The following is a 12730-nucleotide window of genomic DNA, read 5'->3' on the forward strand; positions in this document are numbered from 1 at the left end:
GGCGATGACCCAGGCGAAGGGCTTCGGTACCGTGGCCGACGGCGATACGGTCGACGTCGTCGTGATCGGTTCGGGCGCCGGCGGCATGTTGGCCGCCAACCGCGCCCATGACCTCGGCCTCTCCGTCCTCCTCGCCGAGAAGAGCGACCGTTTCGGCGGAACCTCCGCCGTTTCGGGCGGTGCCATCTGGGTGCCCTGTAACGACGACCTCGGCGCCAAGGACGACCGCGCCCGTGCGCTCAACTATCTCCGCGCCTGCACCAAGGGCCTGGTGCCCGACGACAAGCTGGCCGCCTATGTCGACAATGCCGTGCAGATGGTGCGCTATTCGGCCGAGCGGGTCGGCCTCGGCTTCAAGGCGGTGATGGAATATCCGGACTATTATCCGGAACGCGACGGCTCCCTGCCGGGCGGCCGCACCATGGACCCCAGCCCGGTCGACGGCACCGAGCTCGGCGACGACTTCTTCCGCCTGCGCGAACCCTATGCCTTGATGAAACTGTTCGGCCGCGTCTCCATGACCGTGTCGGAAGCGCGCGCCATCACCACCAAGAAATCCGGCTGGCCGCTCCTGGTGCTCAAGGTGATCGCTGCCTATTGGGGCGATTTCGGCCAGCGTTTCCGCACCCGGCGCGACCGCCGCCTGACCATGGGCAACGCGCTCACCGGCGGGCTGCTGCGCGGCCTGGTGAAGCGGGGCGTGGCACGGGTCACCAACACCGCCCTGGTCCGCCTGATCCGCGACGGCGAGCGGGTGACCGGCGTCGTCCTCTCGCGCGACGGGGCGGAGATCACAGTCCATGTCCGCTGCGGCGTGATCCTGGCGGCCGGCGGTTTCGAGCGCAATCAGGCGATGCGCGAAGCCAACCTGCCCGGGCCGACCTCGCAGGCCTGGAGCGTCACGCCCTATCCGAACAACACGGGCGACGCCATCGCGGCCGGAAGGGCGGTGGGCGCCGACGTCGAATTCATGGATCTCGCCTGGTGGGCGCCCACCATGCGCCTGCCGTCGCGCCATACGCCCAACACGGAAACCCGCGTCGGCATGTTCATGGAACGCGGCTGGCCCGGCAGCGTGATCGTCAACCGCCTGGGCCGGCGCTTCGTGAACGAGGCGATCTCCTATAATGACTTCGGTTACGCCATGATCGAGGACCAGAAGGCGACGGGCGCCAATTGCCCGTGCTGGATGGTGTTCGACGCCACCTTCCGCAAGAAATACGTGGTCGGCGGCCTGATGCCGGGAATGATGGAACCGGATCGCAGCCTGCCCCACGAATGGCTGGACAACGTCTATTACCGGGCCGACACGGTCGAGGGCCTGGCGGCCAAGATCGGCGTGCCGGCCGATGCCCTGAAGGCGACGGTCGCCGACATGAACGGTTACGCCAAGACCGGCAAGGACGCCCAGTTCGGCCGCGGCGACAATGTCTACGACCGCTATTTCGGTGACCGCTTCGTGACGCCCAATCCCTGCCTCGGCCCGATCGAGGCGGCGCCCTTCTATGCCGTGCGCGTCGACCTCGGCGACATCGGCACCAAGGGCGGGCTCAAGGTCGACGCCCGGGCACGGGTGCTCGATACGGCGGGCCATCCGATCGCCGGACTCTACGCCATCGGCAACACGTCCGGTTCCGTCATGGCCGCCGCCTATCCGGGGGCGGGGGCCACGCTCGGCCCGGCCATGACCTTCGGATTCATCGCGGCCGACGACATCGCCGCGCAGCAAAGCAACCTGCCGGCCGAAGAGCGGCTGCGCCAGGTTGCCGGTTGAGTTACACGGGAAAGGGTATCCTCATGGGTCGCGTCGCGGGCAAAGTCGTCATGATCACTGGTGCGGGCAGCGGGGCCGGCAAGGCCGACGCCCTGTTGCTGGCCAAGGAAGGCGCCAAGATCATCGCCACCGACGTGAATTTCGAGGCGGCCAAGGCGACCGCGGCGGCGATCGGCGAGGCGGCCATCGCGCTGCCCCTGAACATCACGGTCGAGGACGAATGGGTGAAGGCCTTCGCCGAGGCCAAAGCCAAGTTCGGCTATGTCGACACGCTGGTGAACAATGCCGGCATCCTGATCCAGGCCTCGATCGAATATATGACCTTCGAGGACTGGCAGAAGACGCTGAACACCAATGTCACCGGCTACTATCTCGGCTGCAAGCACGGCGTCCTCAACATGAAGGAAAAGGGCGGCAACATCGTCAACATGGGATCGGTGACGTCGCACCTGGGCAGCCCCAACTACTTCGCCTATGCCGCGGCGAAGTCGGCGGTCGTCTCCCTGACCCGGAGCGTCAATGCCCATGCCAAGACCGGCGGCTACGCGATCCGCTGCAACGCCCTCTGCCCGGACGGCATTCTGACCCCCATGGTGCTGGCGCAGATGGGCCTGCCGCCCGACGCCGACCTCGAGATGATCAAGCAGTCGCCCATGGGGCACCGATTCTGCTATCCCGAAGACGTCGCCAACCTCGTGCTGTTCCTGGTCTCGGACGAGTCGCGCTTCATCTCCGGCGCCGACATCGCGATCGACAACGGCAACTTCCGCTTCTCGGAGTTCTGATGCTGAAGCAGGCGCTGACCGGCATGCTGCAGGGCGTGACCGCGACGGTCACGCGCGCGCATGTCGACGCCGTGGTGCGGGCCTATCTGGCTTCCTTCGCGACGAAGGACCAGGACGCCCGCGCCGCCCTCTTCGCCGAGGATGCGGTGGCGGACGATCCGGTCGGCCTGCCGGCGCATGAGGGCAAGGCGGCGCTCCGCGCCTTCTGGTCGCCCTCGGACGAAGGGCCGGCGCAATTCTCCAGCCAACTGCATCGGATCGTCCATTGCGGCAACGAGGCCATGGTGCATTTCACCGTGACCATGGCGATGCCGGGCCTGGGCGAGGTGGCGATCGAAGGCTTCGAGACCCTGGCCTTCGACGACCAGGGCAAGATCACCCGGCTGCGCGCCTATTGGGACGAGAGTTGTCTGACATGAGCGCACTCGATTTCACCGGCAAGGTCGCGGTCGTCACCGGCGGTACCAAGGGGGTGGGGCGCACCATCGCGGCCCGGCTGCTGGCCGCCGGTGCCGATGTCCTTGTCTGCGGGCGGAACGAGCCCGAAACGCTGCCCGCCGCCATGGGGCGCGGTGCCCTCTTCATGGCGGCGGACGTGCGCGATCCCGACCAGGCCAAGGCCGTGGTCGCCAAGGCGGTCGAGACTTTCGGCCGGATCGACATCCTGGTGAACAATGCCGGCGGCTCGCCGCCCTCCGATGCCGCGACGGCCTCGCCCCGTTTCGCCGAATCGATCCTGCGCCTCAACCTGCTGGCACCGCTCTATCTCTCGCAGGCGGCCTGCGTCGCCATGCGGGCGCAGGGCTCGGGAGGGGCGATCGTCAATATCGCCAGCGTCTCGGCCGTGCGGCCGTCGCCCGGCACCGCGGTCTATGGCGCGGCCAAGGCGGGCCTCGTCTCGCTGACCCGCTCGCTGGCCCAGGAATGGGCGCCGCTCGTCCGCGTCAACGCGATCATCGCCGGCATGATCAAGACCGAGGCGGCGCTCGATCACTACGGCGGCGCCGAAGGCCTCGCCCGGATCGAGGCGTCGCTGCCCCAGGGCCGCATGGCGGTGCCGGAAGACATCGCGGACGCCGTGCTCTTCCTCGCCTCCGACATGGCGAAACATGTGACCGGCGCCGCCCTCGAAGTCCACGGCGGCGGCGAGAAGCCACCTTTCCTCGGCCAGGCCGACGGCTAGGGGATCAGCACGATCCGGTCACCATCGGTGAGCGGCCAGATCGCCTCGACCTCGGCCAGGGGAACTTGGCGCGTCGCCAGGCTCAGCCCGGCCGGCCGGGCCGCTTCGAACACGCCGGCGACCGCGGCCGCCAGGCGTTCCAGGGACAGGCTGCCGATCCCGCTGCCGGTCAGCTCCAGGCCGGAGGAGCGGAGCAGGGCGCCCGGCAGGCGGATCTCCGCACCCGAGGCGGCGCCGATCTCGACATAGCGGATCGCCCTGCCGGCCGGGCTCGCCTTCACCGCGGCGGCCAGCAGCAGTTCGGCGCTGGAACCCCAGAGATAATCGAGCACGACATCGATGCCGTCGGCGAAGGCTGCCGCGAAGGCCTCGGCGAGGGCCTCCGGCCCGATGCCGAGCGGGATCGTGGCGTCGGCGCCCAGCGCGCGGAGCTCGTCCAGGGCGGCGAGATTGCGCCCGGTCGCCACGACCCGCGCCGCTCCCCTATATTTCGCGATCTGCACCGCGAGGCGGCCGGAGGCACCGGTGGCGCCGTTGATCAGCACGCTCTCGCCCTTGCGGAAGCGGGCGCGCTCGGTCAGTGCCGCCCAGGACGACATGCCGGGATTGGCGATCGCCGCCGCGGTCACGTCGTCGAGCCCGTCCGGTACGGGCACGCATTGCGCTGCCGGCGCCACACTGGCTTCGGCGAAACTGCCGAAGGGCGCCCGCGGCAGAATGAAGTAGGCGCGCGTGCCGTCGGCCAGGCGGCCCACCCCGTCGACCCCGGCGACGAAGGGGAAGCCGCCGTCCGCGCTGTAATGGGTGCCGGCCGCGCGGGCGCGCGCCAGCGGGCTGAGGGCGGCGGCCGTGACCGTGACCAGGCGCTCGCCGACGCCTGTTGCCGGCATCTCGAAATCCGCGAAGACGGGCGGCTGGCCCTTGGCCCGGACGACGGCGGCTTTCATGGCGGCATTCATTCTGCGGCGGTGACGCTGGAACTCGACGCACGCATAGGCGGCGGGCTCCGCGCCGTCAAGCCGCGCCCTAGTCCAGGAGGACGATGCGTCGCCTCGCGACGGGCCGAGAATGCCGGGCAATGAGACCAGAAGGAAACGGGGGAGAGGCATGAGCGAAGGGGCAGCGGACCGCTCGCCGGGCTGCGCCGCGATCGAGGCGCCGATGCCGGTGCCCGCGCGCTTCGACCTCGAATGCGATCTCCTGGTGATCGGCTATGGCGCGGCCGGGGCCGCCGCGGCGCTGGAGGCGGCGGAGCGCGGCCTCGACGTGCTGCTGGTCGACCGTTTCTCCGGCGGTGGTGCCAGCCTGCTCTCGGGCGGCATCGTCTATGCCGGCGGCGGCACCCGGCAGCAGATTCAAGCCGGCCGCCGCGACACGCCAGAAGCCATGGCACGCTACCTCGCACGCGAGGTGGGCGATGCCGTCTCGGCCGAAACGATCCGGAAGTATTGCGACGGCAGCGCCGCCATGTTGGCCTGGCTCGAGGCCCGCGGCGTGCAGTTCGATGCCGCCGAGGCGCCGCACGAAACCTCCTATCCCTCACGGGATCACTATCTCTATTTCTCGGGCAACGAGATGGTGCCGGCCAACCGGGCCGACATTCCGCCGGCCCCGCGCGGCCACCGGGCGAAGGGCGCCTGGCTCTCGGGCCGGGCCATGATGGAAGCGCTGATGGCCCGCGTCACGGCGACGCGCGGCATTACCATCCGGACTGAAACGGCGGCGCGCCGCCTGATCGTCGATTCCATGGGCGGCATCGTCGGCGCCGAGCTGATGGCGCTGCCGCCCGGCAGTGCCGCTGCTCGGCGCCATCGCTTCCTGCATCGCTGGGCCCGGGTGATCGCGCTGCAGGTTTCCGGCATCTCCGACCTCCTGATGCGGCGCATGGCGGCGATCGAGGCGCGCCATGCCGCCCCGCTCCGCGTCCGCGCGCGCCTCGGCGTCGTGCTGGCGGCCGGCGGCTTCGTCAAGAACCGGGCCATGATGGAACGCCATGCGCCCGAATTCCTGAAGGGCTTCCCGCTCGGCTCCTCCGGCTGTGATGGCTCGGGTATCAGGCTCGGCCTGTCGGCCGGTGGCAGGCTGGAAAAGGCCAATTCGGTCTCGGCCTGGCGCTTCATCAATCCGCCCCATGCCTTCGCCAAGGGCATCGTGGTCGACCCCGCCGGCCGGCGCCTGACCAACGAGGAACAATATGGCGCCAGGCTGGGCGATGCCCTGATGCGCCGGGGCGGCGGGCGCGCCTTCGTCATCCTCGACGCGGCCCTCCGGGCCGAAGCCAAGGCCGAGATCGCGGGTGGCTCGCTCTGGGGTTTCCAGAGTTTTCCGGCGCGTTACATCCTGGCCATGGCCAAGAAGGCGGACACGATCGCCGCCCTGGCCGCCAAGCTCGGCATGGCGCCCGATGTGCTGATGGCCTCCGTCGAGGCCAACAACGCCGCCTGCCATGGTGCCCCCGATCCGGTCGGCAAGTCGGACGAGATGCGCGGTGCGATCGCGCAGGGACCTTTCTACGCCCTCGACATTTCCGCCGGCAGTTCGACCTTCCCGCTGCCGGTGCTGACCCTCGGCGGCCTCGCGGTCGACGAGGCGAGCGGTGCCGTCCTGAACCAGGCGGGGGAGGCGGTGCCCGGGCTCTATGCCGTCGGGCGCACGGCGCGCGGCCTGCCGTCGAATTTCTATGTCAGCGGCCTCTCGCTCGGCGACTGCATCTGGTCGGGCCGACGCACGGCGATCCACTTGGCGAGCGGCTGAATATTGTTCACGGGCGCGAACGGAGTATTCGCCCCGGTTGGCTTCCGCCTCGTCGGGGGGCGGCTTAGGGTGCAGATCAGAACAAGCCGCCGCCAGGTGAATGGACCGTGGGGCGACAGAAAGAAGAGACGGAGGAAGAGATGGACCGCTTTCTAGTCATTTCGGGCGACGGTCACGCCGGCCTGCCGCCGGAGAAATATCGGGACTATCTCGATAGCAAATACCACGCCGAATTCGATGAGCGCCTGCCCAAGGAAATCGCCTTCCGTGAAAAGATGGAAGAGAAGTTCCTGATCAAGGAATTCAACGACAAGTGGCGTGCTGCTTGCGGCAACGACATTTTCGGCGTCTGGGACAGTGCCATTCGTGACAAGGTGCTGGACGGCGACGGCGTCGCCGCCGAAGTCCTTTTCCCCGACGGCATCACCGAGCGCAACGCGCCGCCCTTCGGCGCCGATGTCGGTCTGCGCTGCCAGGGGGCGAATCCTGAGCTGCTGTGGGCCGGTGCGCGGGCGCATAACCGCTGGATGGTCGATTTCTGCAAGATGTCGCCGGCGCGCCGGATCGGCCTCGCCGTCATTCCCGTGGTGTTCGACGTCGAAACTGCGGTGAAGGAAATCGAATGGGCGCGGAAGAACGGCTTGCGGGGCGTGATGCTGCCCTGCATGACCGACGGCTTCGACCCCTACAACCACCCGAAATACGATCCGGTGTGGAAGGTCTGCCAGGACCTGAACATGCCGATCCATTTCCATTCGGGCGCCGCCCCGGCGATGGCCGACCTGCCGGGCGCGATCGGCTGCTTCATGATGGAATATACTTTCTGGCTGACCCGCTCGATGTGGCAGTTCATCTATGGTGAAGTGCTGGAGCGTTTCCCGCGGCTGAAGGTGCTCTACGTCGAGGCGTCGGAATTCTGGTTCAACTGGATGAACACGCTGATGGACATCCGGGCCAGCGCCAAGCACACCGAGGGCAAGCTCGGCGATTATCGCGCCAAGCTGACCATGAAGCCGTCGGGCTATTTCCACCGCAACATGTGGGTGGTGGCTTCGGCTCTGGCCGACCGCGACACCGCCATCGCCTGCCGCGAACTCGGCTTCGACCGCGTCATCTGGGGCTCGGACTATCCGCATCCCGAGGGTTGCTGGCCGCAGACCCGGGCGAAGATGGAGATCTCCCTCGGCGGTCTGCCGGAAGCTGATCTCGACCAGATCTTCTGGAAGTCGGCGGCGGCGGTCTACGACCTCGATTTGCCCGCCCTGAATGCGATCGCGGCCAAGGTCGGCCCGAAGCGCCAGTGGCTGACGACGGCTCAGGCGGCGGAGTGAGATCATGACCGAAGTCCAGCGCTTCCCCATGGACATTCCCTACGGCTGGTTCTTCGTCGGCTACTCCGACGAACTCGCGGCGGGGGACGTGAAGACGGTCCATTATTTCGACGAGGAACTGGTCCTGTTCCGCACGCTGACTGGCAAGGCGGGCCTGATGGAGGCCTATTGCGCCCACCTCGGCGCCCACCTCGGTCACGGCGGCAAGATCGACGAGAAGGGGCTTCGCTGCCCCTTCCACGCCTGGGCCTTCAACGAGGAAGGCTGGGCCACCGAAGTCCCCTATGCCAACAAGATGCCGCCGATCCTGTCGCGCCGGCCGTGCATGAAGGCGCTGCCGATCGTCGAGAAGAACAACGTCATCTGGGCCTGGTACCACCCCGATCGCGTCGAGCCCTTCTTCGACGTGATCGAGCACGCGGAAATCGGCGAGATCGCCGAGGGCAAGTGGGAAGATCTGGACCGCTACGCCTGGACGATCCTGTCGAACCCGCAGGAGATCGCGGAAAACGGCGTCGACATCGCCCACTTCCGTTATGTCCACGGCATGGACGACGTGCCGGAAGGCCGGACCACCTATGAAGGTCACATCCGGCGTTCCATGGCCGAGGGGCAGCGGACCCTGCCCATGCCCGACGGCGAGATGAAGACCTTCCCGACCCGCGTCGAGACGGTGCAGAACGGCGCCGGCCAGAAGTACACCCGCATCACCGGCATCACCGACACGCTGCTCATGGTGCTGGCGACGCCGGTGACGCGGGAAAAGGTCGAACTCCGCTTCGCCTTCACGCACCGCAAGTTCGACAAGGAAAGCATGGAATACAACATCGCCCGCATGGCGATCGCGCTGGTGATCGGCCAGACCGGGGTCGAGGGCGACATTCCGATCTGGAACTACAAGATCCACCGCAAGAACCCGATCCTGTGCGACGGCGACGGCCCGATCATGCAGTTCCGGGAGTACTTCGAGCAGTTCTATCCGCAGACGGAACGGCGCGAAGCAGCCGAGTAACTAGTCGCAGTCAACGAAGGCAGCCGGGGAGTCTTTCTCCCCGGCCCACCAGGGCATTGCCCGCAGAAGAGGGGAAATACTCATGGCCAAGGTGCGTTACGTCAAAGACCTGAGCAAGACCGGCTCGACCGGTGGTGTCGGCTCCGCCTCGATGCGGACCTCCGTTCGTACCTTCCGCGCGATCTACGAGACCGAACCCGAGATCGCGGCGGCCGTGCTGCCGAAGCCGCTCGTCCTGACCGAGCCGAAGATCTTCGTGCAGTTCGCCCATGTGATCATGCATGTCTCGGACACCCACAAGATCGAGATCGGCGCCGCCACCGTCGGCGTCGCCTCCGAAGCCGAAGGCGTGAAGGGCTGGTACGTCCTCTCGATGCCGATGGAAGGCGAATTCGTGGTCATCACCGGCCGCGAGATTTTCGGCGAGCCGAAGAAGATCGGTAAGGTCGATTTCGACGTCGCCGACGGCAAGATCAAGGTCGCGGTCACCCGCAACGGTTTCAAGTTCATCGAGATGGAAGGCACCATCGGCGAGTCCATGGGGCCGGCCGAATTCACCGAGAACTTCTTCTGCTACAAGGGCATGCCGGCGATCACCCGCCGCGGCGGCTTCGACGGCCCGGTGTTCCTGACCCAGCTCGACTGGGAGCGGAAATACACCGACATGAAGAAAGTCACGGGCACCATCAAGCTGAACGAGAGCCCCTTCGATCCGATCGCCGACGTTCCCGTGAAGAAGGTCCTCGAAATGGCCTATTGCGAGGGCGGCTCGATCACCTCCGGCAAGATTCTCCGCGAAGTGCCGCCGGAGTGGCTGGATGCCTTCTGGCATCAGCGCTTCGACGAGCCGACCGTGCAGGGCCTCGAAGTGCCGCTCGAATCCGAGAAGAAGGTGGCCAATGCTTGATCTGAAGGCCAAGGTCGCCGTCGTCACCGGCGGCGCCTCCGGCGTCGGCCTCGCCCTCGTCCGCGTGCTCGCGGGCGAGGGGATGAAGATCGCCATTGCCGACATCGACCAGAACGCCCTCGACGCCACCGTCGCCGAACTCAAGGCGGGTGGCACCGAGGCGATCGGCGTGAAGACCGACGTCACCAAGGAAGACTCGGTCGTCGCCCTGGCGGACGCCGTCTACGGCGCCTTCGGCAAGACCCATCTCCTGTTCAACAATGCCGGTGTCGGCCTCGGCGAAGCCCAGCGCAAGATGTGGGAAATGCCGATGAAGGACTGGAACTGGGGCTTCGCCGTCAATGTGATCGGCGTCGTCCACGGCATCCGGGCCTTCGTGCCGCGCATGATCGAAGGCGGGGAAGAGGGGTTGATCTGCAACACTTCCTCCTTCAACGGCGGCCTGTTCCCGCTGCCCAACACGCCGATCTATGCGGCGACCAAGGCGGCGGTCACTTCGATCTCGGAGACGCTGCACTGGCAGCTCCAGATCGCCAAGACCAAGCTGAAGGCGGCCGTGCTGTTCCCGGGGCCGCATGTCGTCAACACGCGGATCATGGACAGTAACCGCAACCGCCCGAAGGAATTCTCGGACGGTTCGGACACCGGCTCTGCCGCCTACAAGACGATGCGCGACCTCGTCTCGGCGACCGGCCTCAAGCTGCAACTCACCGAGCCCGAGGAAGTGGCGGAATACGTCCTGGCTTCGGTGAAGGCGGACCGTTTCTGGATGTTCCCGGAAGCCGAGGCGCAGAATACCATGCTGCGCACCCGGACCGAGAACATCATCGCCCGGGGCGAACTGCCACTGCCTGCCTTGGGAATCTGAATGCCCGAAACCGTTACATTCGCCGGCCCCCGCGACCTCGTCGGTCGCGAGGGCATGGCACTCGGCACCAGCGACTGGCTGCTGATCGAACAGAGCCGCGTCAATCTCTTCGCCGACGCCACCAACGACCACCAATGGATCCATGTCGACGTTGAAAAGGCCAAGACAGGACCGTTCGGTGCCACCATCGCGCATGGTTACCTGACGCTTTCGCTGATCGCCGGCTTCCTGCCGCAGATCGTCGACGTCGGGCCCTTCAAGATGGGCGTCAACATCGGCTGCGACAAGATCCGCTTCCTCGCCCCCGTCAAGGTGGGCAGCCGCATCCGCGGCAAGGGCGAGCTGGTCAAGGTCCAGGAAACCCCCGACGGCGGCATCCAGGTGACGATCCGCGTTACGGTGGAGATCGAGGGCGGCGACAAGCCGGCCTGCATCGCGGATACCGTCAGCCGCTTCTACCCGTAGAGACAAGTATCGTCATGCCCGGGCTCGTCCCGGGCATCCATGCGAACACCGGCGGTACCGAGCAGCCGTGGATGGCCGGGAGAAGCCCGGCCATGACGCGGACAGACAGATAAAACGGAGGAGATCCCCATGCGCGAGGCCGTCATCGTCTCGACCGCCCGCACCCCGATCGGCAAGGCCTTTCGCGGTGCCTTCAACGATACCGAGGCGCCGGCCCTGTCCGGCCATGTCGCGGCCGAGGCGGTGCGCCGGGCCGGCATCGATCCCTCGCTGGTCGAGGATTGCATCATGGGCTGCGCCGGCCAGCAGGGCACCCAGGGCTATAACATCGGCCGTCTCACCGCGGCCGCGGCCGGACTGCCGGAGACGGTCGCCGGCATGTCGATCGACCGCATGTGCGCTTCCGGCCTGATGGCGATCGCCACCGCGGCGAAGCAGATCGTCCACGACGGCATGCAGGCCGTGGTCGCGGGCGGCGTCGAATCGATCAGCCTCGTCCAGAACCAGCACAAGAACGGCTTCCGCGCCCGCTCCGAAGCGGTGATCGCCCAGAGCCCCCATATGTATATGCCGATGATCGAGACGGCCGAAGTGGTCGCCCGGCGTTACGGCATCTCGCGCGAAGCGCAGGACGAATATTCGCTGCAGAGCCAGAAGCGTGTGGCGGCCGCCCATGCCGCCGGCCGCTTCGACGCCGAACTGGCACCGCTCACCACCCGCATGGCGATCGTCAACAAGGAAACCAAGGAAACGACCTATAAGGACGTGACCCTGGCCTTCGACGAAGGGCCGCGCGCCGACACCACGATCGAGGGCTTGCGTGCCCTGAAGCCGGTCTACAGCGGCGGCGCGGTCGTCCCGAACGGCGAATTCATCACCGCCGGCAATGCCAGCCAGCTCTCGGACGGGGCGTCGGCGAGCCTGCTGGTCGAGGCGAAACTGGCCGAGACCCTGGGCCTGAAGCCGCTCGGCGCCTATCGCGGCATGGCGGTCGTCGGCTGCGCGCCGGACGAGATGGGCATCGGCCCGGTCTTCGCCGTGCCCAAGCTCCTGGACCGCCACGGCCTCAAGGTCGATGACATCGGCCTCTGGGAACTGAATGAAGCCTTCGCCGTGCAGACCCTCTATTGCCGCGACCGCTTAGGGATTCCGGACGAGCGGCTGAACGTCGACGGCGGCGCCATCGCGGTCGGGCACCCCTACGGCATGTCGGGGGCACGCCTGGCCGGCCACGCCCTGATCGAAGGCAAGCGCCGCGGCGTCAAATATGTCGTCGTCACCATGTGCGTCGGCGGCGGCATGGGCGCGGCCGGCCTGTTCGAGGTCTATTGATCCCGAGGTCCCCGCCGCGTGGCGGCGGGGACCTCGGCCGTGTGGCCGGCGTTTACCAGCGGGTCATCATTTGCTTTCAAACTGACGGAATGTCATTGCCGTGGGCGCCCGTGTGCCCGAGGAGCCAAGTCATGTCCGTCCGCGTTGTCCTTCTGTCCGCCGCCACGTGCCTGGCACTCGCCACGAACGCCCTGGCCTCTGCCCAGGGGCCGTCCGGGCGCTATGCCATCGATGTCGATGCGACTTACTTGGCGATGGTCGAGGCGAAGGTCGACAAGCCGGACAGCCGTACCATCCTCGAACAGCAGAGGGAGGTGAT

General features: G+C 67.1%; 13 protein-coding genes. 12 read left to right on the forward strand and 1 reads right to left on the reverse strand.

Annotated features, from left to right (window positions below; all coding sequences use genetic code 11):
• Nucleotides 1-4 precede the first annotated feature (4 nt).
• The 4 genes from WC493_RS07850 to WC493_RS07865 are packed head-to-tail and all read left to right on the forward strand — an operon-like array spanning nt 5 to nt 3742.
• Nucleotides 5-1774: an FAD-dependent oxidoreductase gene (locus WC493_RS07850; protein ID WP_373064285.1), complete on the forward strand. Its 1770-nt coding sequence runs from the start codon at nt 5-7 to the stop codon at nt 1772-1774.
• A gap of 23 nt (nt 1775-1797) precedes the next feature.
• Nucleotides 1798-2559 (forward strand): SDR family oxidoreductase, encoded by a 762-nt coding sequence (locus tag WC493_RS07855; protein ID WP_373064287.1) that lies wholly within the window; start codon nt 1798-1800, stop codon nt 2557-2559.
• Entirely contained in the window at nt 2559-2978 is a 420-nt protein-coding gene (locus WC493_RS07860) for a nuclear transport factor 2 family protein (RefSeq protein ID WP_373064289.1), read from the forward strand. The genes WC493_RS07855 and WC493_RS07860 overlap by 1 nt, the downstream gene beginning before the upstream one ends.
• Nucleotides 2975-3742 (forward strand): SDR family oxidoreductase, encoded by a 768-nt coding sequence (locus WC493_RS07865; RefSeq protein ID WP_373064291.1) that lies wholly within the window; start codon nt 2975-2977, stop codon nt 3740-3742. The genes WC493_RS07860 and WC493_RS07865 overlap by 4 nt, the downstream gene beginning before the upstream one ends.
• Here WC493_RS07865 and WC493_RS07870 read toward each other — a convergent pair.
• Nucleotides 3739-4689 carry a zinc-binding alcohol dehydrogenase family protein gene (locus WC493_RS07870; RefSeq protein ID WP_373064293.1) on the reverse strand — a complete coding sequence of 317 codons (951 nt, stop codon included), beginning with the start codon at nt 4687-4689 and terminating at the stop codon, nt 3739-3741. The genes WC493_RS07865 and WC493_RS07870 overlap by 4 nt on opposite strands.
• 160 nt (nt 4690-4849) lie before the next feature.
• Here WC493_RS07870 and WC493_RS07875 point away from each other — a divergent pair, with 160 nt between their 5' ends.
• The 8 genes from WC493_RS07875 to WC493_RS07910 form a co-directional block, all read left to right on the forward strand.
• The gene (locus tag WC493_RS07875) at nt 4850-6496 is read left to right on the forward strand and encodes an FAD-binding protein (RefSeq protein ID WP_373064295.1); all 1647 of its coding nucleotides are present in this window, start codon (nt 4850-4852) and stop codon (nt 6494-6496) included.
• A gap of 140 nt (nt 6497-6636) precedes the next feature.
• Entirely contained in the window at nt 6637-7827 is a 1191-nt protein-coding gene (locus WC493_RS07880; protein WP_373064297.1) for an amidohydrolase family protein, read from the forward strand.
• 4 nt (nt 7828-7831) lie between these two features.
• Nucleotides 7832-8839, forward strand: coding sequence for an aromatic ring-hydroxylating dioxygenase subunit alpha (locus WC493_RS07885; RefSeq protein ID WP_373064299.1), 1008 nt, complete (start codon nt 7832-7834; stop codon nt 8837-8839).
• Between the two features lie 82 nt (nt 8840-8921).
• A complete protein-coding gene (locus WC493_RS07890) occupies nt 8922-9746 on the forward strand; it encodes an acetoacetate decarboxylase family protein (RefSeq protein WP_373064301.1) in 825 nt (274 codons plus the stop codon).
• Entirely contained in the window at nt 9739-10614 is an 876-nt protein-coding gene (locus WC493_RS07895; RefSeq protein WP_373064303.1) for an SDR family NAD(P)-dependent oxidoreductase, read from the forward strand. The genes WC493_RS07890 and WC493_RS07895 overlap by 8 nt, the downstream gene beginning before the upstream one ends.
• Nucleotides 10615-11079, forward strand: coding sequence for a MaoC family dehydratase (locus tag WC493_RS07900; protein ID WP_373064305.1), 465 nt, complete (start codon nt 10615-10617; stop codon nt 11077-11079). It abuts the gene before it with no gap.
• A gap of 129 nt (nt 11080-11208) precedes the next feature.
• Nucleotides 11209-12411 (forward strand): acetyl-CoA C-acyltransferase, encoded by a 1203-nt coding sequence (locus WC493_RS07905; protein WP_373064307.1) that lies wholly within the window; start codon nt 11209-11211, stop codon nt 12409-12411.
• A 131-nt stretch (nt 12412-12542) separates the two neighbouring features.
• A partial coding sequence (locus WC493_RS07910) for a hypothetical protein (protein ID WP_373064309.1) occupies nt 12543-12730 on the forward strand: 188 nt, incomplete at its 3' end.

The organism is Zavarzinia sp. (assembly GCF_041650655.1).
GTDB lineage: Bacteria > Pseudomonadota > Alphaproteobacteria > Zavarziniales > Zavarziniaceae > Zavarzinia.